This window comes from Kluyvera sp. CHPC 1.2972 (assembly GCF_036759925.1).
GTDB lineage: Bacteria > Pseudomonadota > Gammaproteobacteria > Enterobacterales > Enterobacteriaceae > Kluyvera.
Genome location: NZ_JAPKIB010000003.1, coordinates 282,571 through 298,541 on the forward strand (window position 1 = coordinate 282,571; position 15,971 = coordinate 298,541).

Genomic DNA, 15,971 nt, shown 5'->3' on the forward strand with positions numbered 1-15,971 from the left:
CGGAGACAGCCGCCGCTTGATGTTTTCAAAACATTTCCATCGCTAATGCATCGCTAGAGATACTGTGCCTCCCATGTTAAAATTCCGGCTGACACGGAAGAACATTTAATTTCACCATGAAACTGCAGAATAAAATACTGCGATTTGTCATTTCATCAGGCGTTGTCATTTTGACATCCTCCTTCCTGATTTATGAATTAGTCGCCAGTCATCGGGATATGTCCGAATATATGCGATATATCGTCGATAAAGGCGAGTCGGCCTTTCTCTATGAGAAATATCAAAACCAGCTGATCATATCGCAGTTCGCACAGAAGCTGGATGAATGGCCTACCCCAGAGGCCGCCGCACGGGCCTGTGCCAGCGTGCAGCATCGTGGCGAAGTGAACGGTCTGAACATTGACGGCGAAAGCTACTCGCCGCTGGAAGGCTCGCTGACCGCCGGGAAAACGCCCTGTGATACGTGGGTGAAGAGCCTGCCGGCCCTCGAAGCGTTTGACTCCGCTATTGAGAATAATGAAGTCTGGAAACCCATGCTGCCGGATGAAGAAGGACAGCAAAAACGCTTTCGCTATTATATTGATATAGTGAATCAATATATCTATTTCAATTCACCAGTCACTATTAAAGACCCGACATTAACCAGCTGGAATTTTCTCTACGGCGACCGTTTGGGAATATCACCCGCGAGCCTTGAGAACTTATTCCTTGGACGAACGGTGGTGTCGAGTATCTATATTGATACTTTTACTCAAAAGAATATTTTAACGTTCTTAACACCGCTCTATCATCATGAGAATCTGCAGGGGATCGTGATGGTCGATCTGTCGCATCAGGATCTGCGCGATATTCTCTATACTCGCGACCGTCCCCATTTCTGGCGCTACCTGGATATCTCCATTATTGATTCCGACAACAACGCCCATATTGTTATCCATCGCGGCGCCTCGCACCTGCTGAGCTATGTTAACTATACCCGGCCGCTGGCGGAAAACATGCGCGTGGAACTGTCGCTGGACGTCATGTACTTCCTGCTAAGCTCGTGGAAACTGTTCCTGTTTTACCTGGTGTCTACCGCCGCGTTGCTGCAGCTGGTTCGCACCCATTTCCGTCTCTACCGCACGGTCAGCAAAGAGAACATCAGTGATTCACTCACCGGGCTGTACAACCGTAAAATCCTCTCGCCGGTACAGAGCATGCGTCTGCAGCGCCTGACGGAACAGGGGGTAGGGATTGTGGTCATCGCCCTCGACTGCGACAAGCTGAAGCAGATTAACGACACCTGGGGCCACGATGAAGGCGACCGTGCCATCATCATGCTGGCCCAGGCCATTTCCGCCACCATCCGGAAAAGCGACTATGGCGTTCGACTGGGCGGCGACGAATTTTGTATTATCCTCATCGACTACGAAGAGGCTGAGGCGAAGGTGATTACCGATCGCATCCAGGATCAACTGGCACTCATCGATACCGAACACCGCGTCAGCTTCTCCTGGGGGGCTTATAAAATGCACCTGGGGGATAATCTTGAAGGGGCGATGAAAATCGCCGACCAGCGCCTCTATCAGCATAAAAAACAGCGTAACCGTACACCTTCGGCGTAACACAGGAGAGAACACCATGATTGAACCCGTCGCCGTTGATATTCACCAACGGCTGCTGAGCTTGCTCGACCACCATCAGGCCCGCTATCGCGTGATGGCGCACGAAGCGGTTGGCAAATGCGAAGCGGTTTCTGACATTCGCGGCACCGCATTAGGCCAGGGAGCAAAAGCGCTGGTGTGCAAAGTGAAAGGCAATGGCGTGAACCAGCACGTGCTGGCGATCCTTGCTGCCGACCAGCAGGCCGACCTCGCGCAATTGGCGCAGCACATTGGCGGCCTGAAGGCATCGCTGGCAAGCCCAGCAGAAGTCGATGCCCTCACCGCCTGCGTGTTCGGCGCCATTCCGCCGTTCAGCTTCCATCCTTCTTTACGTCTGGTCGCCGATCCGCTGCTGTTTGACCGCTTTGAGGAAATCGCCTTTAACGCGGGTAGCCTCGAAAAATCAGTGATCCTCAATACCGAGGATTACCTGCGCATCGCCCAGCCGGAGCTGGTAGCCTTCCGCCGTCAATCCTGATGACAAGTCATTGCCGGATGGCGGCGTAACCGCCTTATCCGGCCTACAATCCCCTCGCTCTGTACTAACCCACATTTCTTTATTTTTGTTACCGGTATCACGCAAAGCAGTTTACGTAAGCGTAATACGGAATATCGCAATTGTTAACCCACCGCCTTCATCCACACTATATGGCGTCTTTCCCCACAATCGTGCTGTAACGACACCAGGTGATACGATGAACATAAAAGTTACCCGTAAAGAAAAAATCAGCTATGGATTAGGCGATATGGCCAGTCATATCGGTCTGGATAACGTCATAATCTTCTTAACCTTCTACTATACCGATGTCGTCGGCCTTCCCGCCGCCTTCGTGGGCACCATGTTTTTACTGGCCCGTACCGCCGATGCGATTATCGACCCGGCGATGGGCTATATGGCCGACCGTACCCGTTCCCGCTGGGGAAAGTTCCGCCCCTGGATGCTCTGGCTGGCACTGCCTTTCGGCGTGAGCTGCCTGCTGACCTATGCAGTACCGCAGTCGCTGGATATGTCCGGTAAGATGATTTTCGCCAGCGTCAGCTATACCTTCATGATGCTGATGTACACCGCTATTAATATCCCCTACTGCTCGATGGGCGCGGTCATCACGCCAGACAACGATGAGCGCATTTCCCTGCAATCCTGGCGCTTTTTCCTGGCCACCCTTGGCGGCGCGATGTCGACCTTCTTTATGATGCCGCTGGCCGAGTATCTGGGTGGTGATGACAAACTGATGGGCTACCGCTCGGCGATGGCGATTATGGCCTGCGTCGCCGTGGTGATGTTCTGGATCTGTTTTGCCAATACCCGCGAGCGCATTAAGGCCCCGGCGACTCACAACAACTATCTCGCCGAACTGCGCGATCTGCTGCGTAACGATCAGTGGCGCGTCGTTGCTGTATTGGTTATCACCAACATTGGCTTCGGCGTCATTCGCCTTGGCGCAATGATGTACTTCGTGACCTACTACCTTGGCAGCGCGGCCTACTTTATGTGGATGCTGGCCGCACACATCATCGGCAAAGCCGTCGGCAGCCTACTGGCAAAACGCCTGACCCGCAATGCCAACAAAGTACAGATGTTCGGCTACTGCGCCGTACTCGCCGGGGTGCTGAGCATCGGGCTGTTCTTCGCACCAAAATCCATCTTCGTGCTGGTGCCGCTGACGTTCATCGTCTCCACCCTTTATCAATCCACCACTACCCTGATGTGGGTGATGATGGCCGACGTCGCCGACTACGGTGAATGGCGTCAGGGCAAACGTATGGACGGCATTATCTTCTCGACCTTCCTTGCTGTGCTCAAGCTGGGTATGGCGCTCAGCGGCGCTATCGTCGGCTGGACGCTTGGCTTTAGCGGCTACGTCGCCAACGCGCCGGAGCAGACGCCGCTGGCGATGCACTGCATCGTCGCCCTCTTTACCGTGGTACCGGGCCTGCTGTCGCTAGGCGCGTTCATCACCCTGCGCTGGTACAAGCTGGATGACCACACCATGCAGGAAATCAATCTCGCGAAAACCCAATCTCTTGTTAAAGGATGAGTCAACCATGAGCGAATTAATTCAGTACGCGAATGCTATCGAGTGGCGCTTTGAACGGCAGATCCTGCGCGTCGAGCCGTGGGGGGAACACAGCCTTCGCGTGCGCGCCACCTGCGCGTCGGCCTTCAGCGAGGCGCTTCATGCCTTGCTGCCGCAGGATAACGGTCAGGCCATTATTCAGCAGGATGCGGAAACGCTGACCCTCACCCACGGCAACATCCGCGCGGTGCTAAACCTCAAAGGTCAGCTGGCATTTTATAATCAGCACGGCGAACTGTTGCTCGAAGAGATGTGGCGTCAGCGCTCAACGGTGGGTATTGGCGCCAGCGAAAAGAGCCAGGATAAGTACGTTAGCGCCTTGAAGCTCGATGGGCGCGAGTTCAAACCGCTGCCCGGCGGCAAGTACCAGTTGACCGTGCGTTTCGAGTCCCGGGACGGCGAACGTCTGTACGGAATGGGCCAGTATCAGCAGCCGTGGCTGGACCTGAAAGGTTGCGAGCTGGAGCTTGCTCAGCGTAACTCACAGGCCAGCGTGCCGTTCTTACAATCCAGCCTCGGTTACGGCCTGCTGTGGAACAACCCGGCGATTGGCGAAGCGACGCTGGCGAAAAACCATACCTGGTGGACGGCGCGCGTCACCGAAGAGATGGACTACTGGATAACCGCCGGAGATACCGTCTCGCAGGTCACCCGTCAGTACGCTCGGGCCACCGGAACGCCTCCCCCGGCTCCGGGCTTTATCAGTGGCCTGTGGCAGTGCAAGCTGCGCTACCGTAACCAGCAGGAGGTGCTGGAGGTGGCTCGTGAATACCGCCGACGTAGCCTGCCGCTGTCGGTGATGGTCATCGACTTCTTCCATTGGCCGAACCAGGGCACCTGGTGCTTTGACCCGGTTGACTGGCCGGATCCGCAAGCAATGGTTGAGGAGCTGGAATCGCTCGGTATTAAGCTGATGGTCTCCGTCTGGCCAACGGTAGAAGCCCGCAGCCCGCTGTTCCCGCATATGAAAGCCAAAGGCTGGCTGGTGACCAGCGATCGCGGCGTGCAGGTTAATCTCGACTTTATGGGCAACACCACTTTCTTTGACGCGACGCATCCGCAGGCGCGGCAGTTTGTTTGGGAGACGGTGAAGAAAAACTACTATGACCTCGGGATTAAATTGTTCTGGCTGGACGAAGCGGAACCTGAATACCGCGCCTACGATTTTGATAACTATCGCTACCACGCAGGTCCGGTACTGGAAGTGGGTAACCGCTATCCACGCGATTTTGCCCAAGGGTTCTACGACGGGCTTCATGAGGCAGGCGAACGCGATATCGTCAACCTGGTGCGCTGCAGCTGGGCCGGTAGCCAGCGCTATGGCGTACTGGCGTGGTCCGGCGACGTCCACTCCTCCTTCCATGCCTTCCGTAACCAACTGGCCGCCGGACTGAATATGGGGCTCGCAGGCATACCGTGGTGGACGACGGATATCGGCGGCTTCCAGGGCGGCAACATTCACGACCCAGCGTTCCACGAGCTGCTGATCCGCTGGTTCCAGTGGGCGGTGTTCTGCCCGGTACTGCGTATGCATGGCTATCGTGAACCTCGCGTACAGCCTCCGGAAAGCTACCGTCATGGTATTCCACAGTGCGACAGCGGTTCGCCAAACGAACTGTGGAGCTACGGCGAAGAGAATTTCACCATTATGCAGCACTGGCTCGGGGTACGAGAAAGCCTGCGCCCGTATATTGATGCGCTGTACGACAATGCGCACCGCCACGGTGATCCGCTGATGCGTCCGCTGTTCTGGCACTATCCGGACGAGGCGCAAAGCTGGCAGACAGAAGATCAGTATCTGTTCGGCGAGGATCTGCTGGTTGCCCCGGTAATGCACGCCGGGCAGCGCCAGCGAGATGTCTGGTTACCGAGTGGCCATGCGTGGGTTGGGCTTGACGGAGAACGCTATCATGGCGGGCAACGAATCACCGTCGCCGCCGGGCTGGAGACGATTCCGCTGTTTATTCGCGAAGGCAGCCCATTAACGACGGTATTGGTTAAATAATCAGGCAAATGCCTGAAATCCTCGACAAAGATTGAAAAAGACCTGTCTACGCTCCGCTTCTTGCGTACAGTAGAGTGACTAACAAGTAGCCCGGCCGAACGCCGCGACGCCGGGCAACGAAAATGCACGTTCTTTTTCTCTTTCTGGCAAGGATTACCGCTTTATGATCGATACCACCCTACTGATCCTTCTGGGTCTGGCGGCGCTGGGCTTTATTAGCCACAACACCACCGTCGCCGTCTCTATTCTGGTTCTGATTATTCTTCGCGTCACCCCGCTTAGCACCTTCTTCCCGTGGGTGGAAAAACAGGGGCTCAGCATCGGGATTATCATTCTGACCATCAGCGTGATGGCCCCTATCGCCAGCGGCACGCTGCCAGCCTCGACGCTAATTCACTCTTTTGCCAACTGGAAATCGCTGGTCGCCATCGGCGTCGGCGTGTTTGTCTCGTGGCTCGGCGGGCGCGGCGTAACGCTGATGGGCACTCAGCCGCACCTGGTCGCCGGGCTATTGATTGGCACAGTGCTGGGCGTCGCGCTGTTTCGCGGCGTGCCGGTGGGGCCGCTGATTGCGGCGGGTCTGGTGTCGCTGCTTATTGGGAAGTCGTAGTCAGCGCCGCCAAATAGCGGCCCGGCGTCTGTCCAAGCCCTTTACGAAACATGGTGATAAACGCCGTGGTGGAGTCGTAACCCAATGACAGCGCTACCTGCTGGACGCTCAGCCCGCGCACCAGCATCTGCAGCGCAAGGATCAACTGCAACTGGTGACGCCAGCGGCGAAAGTTAAGCCCGGTCTCTTTCACCACCAGTCGGGCAAGGTTGCGCTCGCTCATGGCAAAGCGCTGGGCCCACTGCGCCAGCGTCTGCCACCGAGCAGGCTCTGCTTCCATGGTCTCAACCATCAGGCGAATTTTAGGGTGTGCAGATACAGGCAGCTGTAGCTGCTGCTCCGGCTGCTGCGGAAGTTCATCGAACAGCACCTGAATCAAACGCTGCGTCTCAGGCTGTTCACGCTGGCTTTCATTGCGCCCGGCAAGCGAGAGGATCAGCTCGCGCACCAGCGGTGAAATCTTCAGCGTGCAGCAGTGTGCTGGCATCTGCGCGGCACCGGGCTCGATAAATAAGAAGCACAGCTCCGCCAGCGGCGTCGCCCGGTTGCTGTGCGGGACTTCGCCGGGGATCCACACCGCAAACTGCGGTGGCACCATCCACATGGCATTTTCTACTTCGCAGGTAATGGCGCCGTGCAGCGCGAGAATAAGCTGCCCTTTACGGTGCTGATGCAGCGGAATGTACTGTTCCTCTTCCGCCACTTGCACCCCAAACGCGATGGCCGCATCCTGATGGCTATCCGGGTGATAACCCCCTAAACCGAGTCCCAGCATCATTTTGTCCGATTTTAGCGATAATCTGTCATTTTAGCTTGATTTCAACAAAGGCTAAACCGGGTATTGTAGTGCTCCCACTCTTTTGTCGAGATGTCTATGTCTGAAGTTACGACGTCTGCCAGCCGCCGCTGGCTGCTGATTATTGGTATTTTATTGATTGCCTCGACGCTGCGCGTCACCTTTACCGGCGCTGCGCCTTTGCTCGACGCCATTCGCGATGAATATGGCCTGACTACCGCACAAACCGGGCTGTTAACCACCCTGCCGCTGCTGGCGTTTGGCCTTGTCTCTCCGCTGGCCGCCGGGGTTGCCCGTCGCATCGGCATGGAGCGCAGCCTGTTTATCGCCATGCTGCTGATTTGCGCCGGGATTGCCGTACGATCTCTGCCGTCAGTGACGCTGATGTTTACCGGTACCGCCATCATTGGCTGCGGGATTGCGCTGGGCAACGTGCTGCTGCCGGGGTTAATCAAACGTGATTTTGCCTCACAGGTGGCGAAGTTTACCGGCGCGTATTCGGTGACGATGGGCGCGGCGGCGGCACTCGGTTCTGCACTGGTGGTGCCGATTGCGCTTAGCGGCTTTGGCTGGCGCGGCGCACTGCTGATGCTGATGGTCTTCCCGGTGCTGGCGCTGCTGTTCTGGCTGCCGCAGTGGCGGGCGGCAAAAACCACCGCGCTTTCCAGCAGCGGAGCCATGCATAACCGCGGCATCTGGCGCTCGGCGCTGGCCTGGCAGGTGACACTGTTCCTCGGTCTCAACTCGTTGGTTTATTACGTGATAATCGGCTGGTTACCGGCCATTCTCATTAGCCAGGGCTACAGTGAAGCACAGGCTGGCTCTCTTCACGGGCTGTTACAGCTTGCCACCGCGGCCCCCGGCTTTGTAGTTCCGCTGATCCTGCACCGGATGAAAGATCAACGCGGGATCGCCATCACCGTAGCTCTGATGTGTGCTATCAGCGCGCTGGGCTACTGGCTCTTGCCATCGCAGGCGGTTATCTGGACGATTATCTTCGGCTTCGGTTCTGGCGCGACGATGATTCTGGGCCTGACCTTTATCGGGCTGCGCGCCAGTTCGGCGCACCAGGCCGCGGCCCTTTCGGGGATGGCGCAAGCGGTCGGGTATCTGTTGGCCGCCTGTGGGCCTCCGCTGATGGGGAAAATTCACGATGCGACCGGCGCATGGCATCTTTCCTTGATGGCAGTGGCGATCATTGCGCTGGTGATGGCGGTGTTCGGCGGGCTTGCCGGGCGAGACAGAGAGATAAACGTTGAATAAAACGTAGCTCGGCCGAGCGCAGCGACGCCGGGGAAATCCCGGAGTCGGCGTACCGCCTCGTCCGGGCTACCTTTTTACTGGCCAGCAGCGTGCAGGAATGCCTGCACCAGCGGTGCCGGACGTCCTGCCAGCGCGTTACGCTCATGCTGGAACAGCGTCGCCACGAAGAACGGATGCGTCACCAGTTCCACCGCGCGAATATCCCCGTTATCGTCCCAGCCGGTTACCCGCAGCGGCAGCGATTTCAACGCCTCGGCGAAGTCGGCAGAGATACCGTAGTTGCAGTGATAGCCCTCTTCGATGCTGTCGCGACCATAAGCCCGCGCAATCAACGTATTGGCGCGCAGTTCAATGGTATCGCTCTTTTCTACCAGCGAGCAGGTCAGCGGCGCAATCACCATTCGGCCTTCGGTATCCGTTTCCGCATGCGCCGCATCTTCCCAGCCCATCACGTTGCGCGCGTACTCCAGAATAGCGTGCTGGAATCCCCCGCAGGTACCAAGGAACGGCAGGCTGTTTTCGCGGGCGTAGCGTACGGCGATTAATGCCCCCTCGGTATTCTGATACGGGCTGGCAGGCACCAGCCAGATGCCGTCAAAATCAGCGAGGCTGTCAGCGCTGTGCACATCACGCGTGGCAATCCAGCGGTATTCAACGGGCACTTCCAGCACTGCGGCGGCGTCGTCAAGCGCCAGCGGGATCGCCTGATGAGCAATCACATCAGCGTTGTAGTCGCCCACGAGGGCAATGCGAAGAACGGGGGTCAGTGCAGAGTTTTCCATGAGAGGTCCTTATGTGCAGACGTTACCAACGGCATAAGGAGCCTCAGACTAGCGATGTCGTCGCGCTTTAGCAATACCCGGAGGGCGAACCCAACCAATCTTTGTGGTATGGTCGAATGGAACAAGGGAGGAAGGATATGATCCAGTGTAAACGCGTGTATGACGACGCAGCACCTGACGATGGTTACCGTGTCCTGGTGGACCGGTTGTGGCCGCGCGGTATCAAAAAGGAAAACCTTATCTACGATGAATGGTGCAAAGACCTCGCCCCTTCAGCCGAGCTGCGTAAGGCTTATCACGGCGAGGTTATCGACTTTGCCACCTTCTGCCAGCACTACCGCGAAGAGCTTTCGCATCATCAGGATGTAGGCCAGCGTCTGGCCGACATCGCGCAAAAGCAGGGGCTTACGCTCATTTATGCCGCCGCGAACACCGCGCAAAACCACGCACGCGTGCTGGCCGACTGGCTGAAAAATCGCTAACGCCTGAACGCGATGTCTGCGGGCATCGCGTTACCCCACCAGTGCGGCCTGCTCTTGCGCCATCAACGCATCTGGCGTTAACGGCAGCAAATATTCTGAACGCACAAAAGCAAAACCCTGTTGCCCTTCACCTGCGCTCACTTCACCGGTCACCAGCCACAGCGCACGCGGCGAGTCGGCGGCCAGTTCAGTCATCACCCCGTTGACCGGGTTCAGACAGCGCTCCCCTGGCTTAATCAGCGCAAACAGTTCAACACTCTTACCGATATTTGCTCGGCCAGCGGCGGTACGGGCACCGGTAATAATGGCGATGGTGCCCGGCTTCAGCGAAAACATACGTCTCTCATTAATCAGAATTATCCTGGAGGCGCAGTGTACTGGATAAGGAATGTACTGTCATTTTTTCTGCGGATGATCGCGCCGCCACAGCGCCCACTCCTCAATCGTTTCGCCACTCGGCAGCTTACAGAGGCTGAACTCGCCCTGAGCATTGACCTGGCGAATGCTTTCACCTCCTTTCTGTTGGCAGTACACCGCAGCAGGATTAGCCATACCGATTTGCGGCGGCGGTGGCGCATCCGGTTCAGCCGTTTTTGCACACCCCGCAAGCAGTAGAGGCAGTAGTAAAACATAGTGACGAGACATCATTTCTCCTTATTTTCACTCTGGAGTTTAGCTTTAAACTCCATAATTTCTTCAAATTAGCTACACTTTTGCGACGTAAAGTACATCTCGTTCTCAACTGACCAGAGAACAGAACATTCCATAATCAATGAGTTATTTTGCCCCATCTCCCCCGATGGGGCTTTTTTTTAGAGTATAACATAGTGAAATAAAAGGATTTATTTCCAGCAATGTCCACGCATTGACCACATCTCACAAAAAGCCCCGCATTTGCGGGGCTTTCTTTGTCTACATCCACGGTATTGATTGCTGACCATTTGGCATCGGATGAGGTAACGCCGGTACCACTTCACCCGGCTTGACGATGTATCGCTCGACCGTCTCAGTCGTCACAAACGTGCAGCTACAATTAATATTTGTGCACTGGTGGTAACGCTCTTTGGTGGTGTCAGTAAAGTAACGACTAGTGCGCGCGTGGGCGGCTGTATGGCATAACGGACAATGAAACATTTTTCACCTCACCGGTTAGATTCAACGACCTAATTTTAACCAATTATTTATTATAAAACAATTAGTTATAATTAGTTTCAGACATATCACCATCCGTTTCATACTCCACACCAGAAAGCATCACCTCGAGCTCTACAGCCGTTGTGAAGCCGCCTTTTGTTAGGTTGTGGGTCAATTTACTGATTATCCATGCTTGCTCGTCTATAACGCTCTTAAAGCCTGAGACCCTGACCGGCATTTCTGGGTAAATATCCTCGCGACCGGTCGCCAGCATAATGGAGAATTCCGCAACCCCGCGCTGCAATTTATCCCACTTCGCCTGAGCCGCGCGCATCGCTTGCGCCTTCGTGGCGTAAATGGTCGTCAGCGCGAAAACATTGTCAGCCTCACCGGCCATGTATTCGCCCTCTCTGGCTTCCTGCTCTTTTTGCTTTTTGGCCGTGGCTTTACTGCTCACTGGTTTTGCTTTCGGGTGCTGTAGCGCCCGGAGGTGTTGCTCTTTGGGCTTACGTTTCAGCTTCACTGTCTGCTTTTGTTTCGCCGGTTTCGGGTCTTTAGTGTGCAGCCATTTAGCGGTTACGCCGGTGTAAGCGCCACGGTCGGCAATGGCAAACTGATGCCGGTCACCGTCACCGCGCTGGATGGTAATTTGAGGAATTGCTTTACCGCTCGCCGTGGTACCGCTTCCCGCTTTGAGCATCAGCAATCTACCCGCTTTCACTGAGACCGCGCCGCCGTTGCGTTCTGCGAGGCGGGTCAGGAAAACGGCGTCGGACTCCTGAGACTGGTCGATATGCGGAATCTGGATCCCCGCAAGAGAATCGGTGACGCTGGGCATTAACTTGTTTCGCTCAGCTATCGAGCTGACGATTGCACCGAGCGTGGTGTCATGCCATGACTCCTCACGACGGGAATTAAGCGTCCCGCGAAAATCCGCACTCCGGGCGCGAATGGTTACCGTATCCGGCGCCCCCCGGTGCTCTACCTCATCGACGGTAAATCGCCCCTTACTGACCAGCGAGAAACCTTTCCACCCGAGATACAGCGACAACACCGCACCGCGAATCGGCAACGCGACCAGACCGTCAGTATCGTCGAGCTCAATGTCGAGCTGGTCGGCCTCAAAACCCCGATTGTCCGTCATCGAGAGGTTAATCAGCCGGTCACTGATATTGCCGGTGATATCTTTGCTTTCCAGTGTCAGCATAAAGTCGGGCGTCAGCGTGGCACCCGCGCCGGTGATAATATCCAGCATGATTACGCCCCCACCATCGACAGCAGATCGCCAGCTTTCCCGACCAGACTTTCGGCCTGTTTTCCAATATCACCATACACCGCGGCGAGCGATTCATCGACACGGGTCAGTGACAGGGTGAAGCTGATTTTTCGTGGCGTCCCATCCTCAAAAAATACCGTGCCGGTCTCCGAGACATTACTGACAACAAACATTCCGTAAATCCAGCCTGAGCCAGAGATAAGCGGCCATGCGCGCCCCTGTTCAGCCATTGCATACAGCGCCAGCATCGTGAGCTTACCGCCGGTCAGCTCAGGATACAGGTCACCGCTCAGGGTGATTTTATCTTCCCCCTCGCCGAGATACTGAAAAGCGTCACGCTTCCCGATGCGAGAGTTTGACGCCCAGCTATAATCCGCGCTGCGCTGTATGCTCTGGTAGGGCAGCGTCTGACGCATAAAAACAAACATACCTAATGCCAGCATCATAATCAGTCTCCTTAGTCATGCATCATGCTTGCGCGGGCTTTGGCGCGCTTATCGCGCTCATACTTCTCTAATGCATCCTGCAAATCATTACCCAACCGACCTCCCGGCATACCATTGCCCGGCACGGTGATTTGATAGGTTGGCCGACTCTGGTCGATGTAGGTTTTACCGGCGGGTGCCGTGACCGGCTGATAGCTGTTGTATGCGCTGATTGCCGGGCTGTAACCGTTCTGCGTCGCCGCATTGGCCTTCGCCGCAGTCTGGTCAAGTGAGCTGGATTCTTTGTTGATAATGCCGAGTTTTTCGAGCACCCAGTCAATCCCGCTTCGCAGCTTGTTAAAGGCATTAAGCGGCATCAGCAGTGCATCGGCCAGCGCCTGACCGAACATAACCCCAACATCACGACAACTGTTGAGCGTGTCCTGAGTTGCTTTCACCGGCGCTATCAGGTCTTTAAACCACTGCCAGACGCCGCGAAGTTTTTCGCCGAGACTGTCGAAAATGGGTGCCAGCGGGGCGAACATTTCCCCGACCGGCGCAAAGGCACTCATGAGCCCCTCGACCACACCGGCAAAGAATGCGCTGACAGGCTCCCAGTATTTACGGATAAGCAGCGCGCCAGCGACAACAGCCGCCGCTACCGCTACGACAGGCCACGTAATAGCACCAATAGCCGCAATGACCCCGCCACTGATTGTCGTAAAGACCGCACCAAGCGCACCAGCCGCCGCAATGATGGCGTTAATGCCAGCAATTACCGGCCACGACACAAGGCCAATGGCACCAATCATCCCCACAATGCCGACAGCCGCCGCCATAATGACTCCCAGCGTGGTGGCAAGAGACTTGTTCTTTTGGATCCAGCTATCGAGCCTCAATACATACCCTGTCGTCGTTTGTACCAGCTTTCTTAATGATGACTCTTGCTGGTCAAACAGGTCGGTTCCTACCGCTTCATACGCAGACTGAAACTCTTTAAAATCGCCGCCGAGGTTATCCTGCATGACCTTCACCAGCTCAGCGGTTTTGCCATCCGATGCTTTAAGGGAAGCGGTAAGCTGGTCTAATTTCCCGCTCGAGGCAGCGGTCATGAGTACCGCAGCCGACGAGCTGGCCTCTTCACCGAAAATGGTTTTCATGTATTCGGCGCGCTGGCCGGTGCCGAGGTTGTTTTTATCAAAACTCCGCTGCATTTCTTTCAGGATGGTAAATATTGGACGTGTGTTCCCCTTACCATCAGCCGTTTTGACGCCGAGCTCTTTAATGGCGTCATACGCTTTGCCCGTTGGAGCCTGCAGGCGACTTAATACGGCACGGCTCCCCGTACCCGCCATCGAGCCCGTAATTTTGGCGTCATGCAGTGCGCCGACCATTGCGGCTGTTTCCTCGATGCTGATCCCGGCATTTTTCGCCACCGGCGCGGCATAAGTCAGCGCATCACTCAGGCCGTCAAAGTCGGCGGCGGTTTTGTTCATCGTCATCGACAGAACATCACCGATATGGGCGACCTTATCGTTTGAAAGCTGGAAGGCAGAGCGCATCCCCATCAATAACCCGGCGTTCTCTTCCATCGTTCGACGGTTTGCGAGCGCCATATCGAGTGTTACGGGGGTAGCGGCCTGAATAGCCGCAGCATCGCCGCCAGCCTTTGCAATAATAATCTGAGCACCGGCAGCATCATCAGCCGACGCGGCGGTGTTGTCGCCGAGCTGGCGCGCCTGTTTGCGGAGCGCCACCATATCAGCTGAGTCTTTACCGACACCGAGAACGGCCTGTAACTCAGCGTTTTTCTGAGCAAAATCATAACCGGGCTTCATCAGTGCAACACCGGCAAGCGCTCCGGTCGTTGCCATACCTATCCCGGCAGCACCCATCGACGCCGCATTTCCAGCCAGTGCCTTTCCTGCCTGATAGCGTTTTTGTACTGCGCTGAGTTTTGCCTGTTGCGCGCTGACCTGCGCCAGTGCTTCACGCTGGCGGTTAAGTTGTGCGGTGGTTTCATTGATAGAGTTTTTCAGGCGGCTTTCATCATTCGACAGATTGCGCGTATTAATCCCCGCTTTGCCGAGCTCGATCTGTTGCCGCTTCACCGATTGGGTGAGGCTGTTATATTTTGCCTGTAACCCTTCAGCCGAACGCTTTGCTGATTCCAGCACTCTGGCCTGTGCCGCCGTTGGCCGTTCCGTGTTTTTAAACTGCACCGCCAGCTCGGCGGCTTCCTGTTTTGCCTTTTCCAGCGCCTGTCCGGTTACCGCCAGTTGTGCGCTGGCTTTGCGAAAACCGTCGATTTTCGATGCCTGACCATTCAAATCACGCAGGGATTGCTGAGTCGTGCGGATATCGCCAGACAGCGATTTGCTCGCCGTCTGGATCGCTTTAAAGGGTCGGGTCGCCTGGTCGACAGCTTTCAGCAGCACTTCGAGTTTGAGGTTGTTACTCATTCGTGTTTCCGCTTCGCTGTAGCGCTTTTTCGCGCCAGTTGACGAGTTCGGTCAGGCTCATGGGATACAGGTCTGATGGCGACCAGTGGAAAATTACCGCTATGTCAGCCATCAGGTCATCGACCGAGAGTTTTTTCGGGAAGGTTACGCCGCCGAATTCGGTGACAAAAAACCAACCACCTTACCGGCAAACGACAACAGGTCGGGCAGCTCCAGCGCGGCGGCCTCCTGTTCGGTCAGTGACGGCATGGTCATGCGCGGCAGCACTTTAATCAGCGCATCGACGTCGGAGTTTGCGACAGATGCCAGGCTGACACCGCGCAGGGTTCCGGCGGACGGTTTTAACAGAGTGACATCGGTAATCACCTGCTCACCGCGCGTAATTGGTTTAATCAGAGTGACGATATTTTCGTTAATTTTTTCCATGATATTTTCTCGTTAAATTCAGGTTTCAGGATGCCCGGCCAGCCATGCTGACCGGGGCAGAATTACAGGCCGATGTTTTGTCGGTGCGCCTCGAGCATGTCGGTGCCGCTCACTTTTTCGATGAGGTTCACCGTGTCGATTTCCACCAGTTCCGAGCCATTCATCGTCAGTTTGAAGTAAGTACACATAAGCGAGATTTTCGACTCGGTGTCTTCGCCTTGTTTGGCTTCGCCGAGGTCGATTTCTTTCTGACGGCCACGGAGAACAACCTCGACCGGTACGGTCTCGCCGGTATCATCACGCTGGTAAGACCCGGCAAAACGCAGCGGGACAGAGGCTGTACCGGTGGCAGCGTATAGCGACCAGATAGCGTCATCAGGGAAACCACCGAGTGAGATTTCAGCCGACAGCGCATCATCATCGAGGCCGAGGTCGACCGGTGCCGAGCCATTCATCCCGCCGCCGCGATAATTCTCGAGCTTGCGGGTAAGTTTTGGCAGCGTGACGGACTGCACGACACCGAGATAACTCACCCCGTCGATAAACAGATTCATGAGTTTGAGCTTGCGCGGTAATGCCATTGGTCAGG

General features: G+C 55.9%; 18 protein-coding genes. 7 read left to right on the forward strand and 11 right to left on the reverse strand.

The annotated features are described in order from the left end of the window. Positions 1-116 precede the first annotated feature (116 nt). From dgcJ to V6944_RS07360, 5 genes are all read left to right on the forward strand, one after another. Positions 117-1,604 carry a diguanylate cyclase DgcJ gene (gene dgcJ, locus V6944_RS07340; RefSeq protein WP_333498457.1) on the forward strand — a complete coding sequence of 496 codons (1,488 nt, stop codon included), beginning with the start codon at positions 117-119 and terminating at the stop codon, positions 1,602-1,604. A gap of 16 nt (positions 1,605-1,620) precedes the next feature. Next, the gene (locus V6944_RS07345; RefSeq protein ID WP_333498458.1) at positions 1,621-2,121 is read left to right on the forward strand and encodes a YbaK/prolyl-tRNA synthetase associated domain-containing protein; all 501 of its coding nucleotides are present in this window, start codon (positions 1,621-1,623) and stop codon (positions 2,119-2,121) included. Between the two features lie 217 nt (positions 2,122-2,338). Next, a complete protein-coding gene (locus tag V6944_RS07350) occupies positions 2,339-3,682 on the forward strand; it encodes a glycoside-pentoside-hexuronide (GPH):cation symporter (protein ID WP_333498459.1) in 1,344 nt (447 codons plus the stop codon). Positions 3,683-3,689: 7 nt separating this feature from the next. Then, on the forward strand, positions 3,690-5,726 hold the full coding sequence (locus V6944_RS07355; protein WP_333498460.1) for a glycoside hydrolase family 31 protein: 2,037 nt from the start codon (positions 3,690-3,692) through the stop codon (positions 5,724-5,726). Between the two features lie 163 nt (positions 5,727-5,889). Beyond that, complete coding sequence (locus V6944_RS07360) at positions 5,890-6,336, forward strand: DUF441 domain-containing protein (RefSeq protein ID WP_185665957.1); 447 nt, start codon at positions 5,890-5,892, stop codon at positions 6,334-6,336. On the opposite strand, the gene V6944_RS07365 is transcribed toward V6944_RS07360, so the two are convergent. After that, the gene (locus V6944_RS07365; protein WP_333498461.1) at positions 6,320-7,114 is read right to left on the reverse strand and encodes an AraC family transcriptional regulator; all 795 of its coding nucleotides are present in this window, start codon (positions 7,112-7,114) and stop codon (positions 6,320-6,322) included. The two genes, V6944_RS07360 and V6944_RS07365, sit on opposite strands and share 17 nt — an antisense overlap. Positions 7,115-7,210: 96 nt before the next feature. On the opposite strand from V6944_RS07365, the gene V6944_RS07370 reads away from it, so the two are divergent. Further along, complete coding sequence (locus tag V6944_RS07370; protein WP_333498462.1) at positions 7,211-8,395, forward strand: CynX/NimT family MFS transporter; 1,185 nt, start codon at positions 7,211-7,213, stop codon at positions 8,393-8,395. 74 nt (positions 8,396-8,469) lie between these two features. Here V6944_RS07370 and V6944_RS07375 read toward each other — a convergent pair whose 3' ends face one another. Then, positions 8,470-9,177 (reverse strand): CTP synthase C-terminal region-related (seleno)protein, encoded by a 708-nt coding sequence (locus tag V6944_RS07375; RefSeq protein WP_442910723.1) that lies wholly within the window; start codon positions 9,175-9,177, stop codon positions 8,470-8,472. Between the two features lie 137 nt (positions 9,178-9,314). Between V6944_RS07375 and V6944_RS07380 the strand changes: the two genes are divergently transcribed. Continuing rightward, complete coding sequence (locus V6944_RS07380; protein ID WP_185665954.1) at positions 9,315-9,659, forward strand: DUF488 domain-containing protein; 345 nt, start codon at positions 9,315-9,317, stop codon at positions 9,657-9,659. Positions 9,660-9,689: 30 nt separating this feature from the next. On the opposite strand, the gene V6944_RS07385 is transcribed toward V6944_RS07380, so the two are convergent. The 9 genes from V6944_RS07385 to V6944_RS07425 form a co-directional block, all read right to left on the reverse strand. Then, positions 9,690-9,995 (reverse strand): hypothetical protein, encoded by a 306-nt coding sequence (locus V6944_RS07385; RefSeq protein WP_333498463.1) that lies wholly within the window; start codon positions 9,993-9,995, stop codon positions 9,690-9,692. 60 nt (positions 9,996-10,055) lie between these two features. After that, entirely contained in the window at positions 10,056-10,304 is a 249-nt protein-coding gene (locus tag V6944_RS07390) for a putative hemolysin (RefSeq protein WP_333498464.1), read from the reverse strand. 267 nt (positions 10,305-10,571) lie between these two features. Beyond that, on the reverse strand, positions 10,572-10,793 hold the full coding sequence (locus tag V6944_RS07395) for a DNA-binding transcriptional regulator (RefSeq protein WP_174331283.1): 222 nt from the start codon (positions 10,791-10,793) through the stop codon (positions 10,572-10,574). Between the two features lie 61 nt (positions 10,794-10,854). Beyond that, complete coding sequence (locus tag V6944_RS07400) at positions 10,855-12,048, reverse strand: phage late control D family protein (RefSeq protein WP_333498465.1); 1,194 nt, start codon at positions 12,046-12,048, stop codon at positions 10,855-10,857. Positions 12,049-12,050: 2 nt separating this feature from the next. Then, entirely contained in the window at positions 12,051-12,515 is a 465-nt protein-coding gene (locus V6944_RS07405; protein WP_333498466.1) for a phage tail protein, read from the reverse strand. 11 nt (positions 12,516-12,526) lie between these two features. Continuing rightward, a complete protein-coding gene (locus V6944_RS07410) occupies positions 12,527-14,956 on the reverse strand; it encodes a phage tail tape measure protein (protein WP_333498467.1) in 2,430 nt (809 codons plus the stop codon). Further along, the gene (locus tag V6944_RS07415) at positions 14,949-15,068 is read right to left on the reverse strand and encodes a GpE family phage tail protein (RefSeq protein WP_000763326.1); all 120 of its coding nucleotides are present in this window, start codon (positions 15,066-15,068) and stop codon (positions 14,949-14,951) included. Before V6944_RS07415 ends, V6944_RS07410 begins: the two co-directional genes overlap by 8 nt. 32 nt (positions 15,069-15,100) lie before the next feature. After that, positions 15,101-15,382 (reverse strand): phage tail assembly protein, encoded by a 282-nt coding sequence (locus V6944_RS07420; protein ID WP_333498468.1) that lies wholly within the window; start codon positions 15,380-15,382, stop codon positions 15,101-15,103. A gap of 62 nt (positions 15,383-15,444) precedes the next feature. After that, entirely contained in the window at positions 15,445-15,963 is a 519-nt protein-coding gene (locus V6944_RS07425; protein ID WP_333498469.1) for a phage major tail tube protein, read from the reverse strand. Positions 15,964-15,971: the final 8 nt, after the last annotated feature.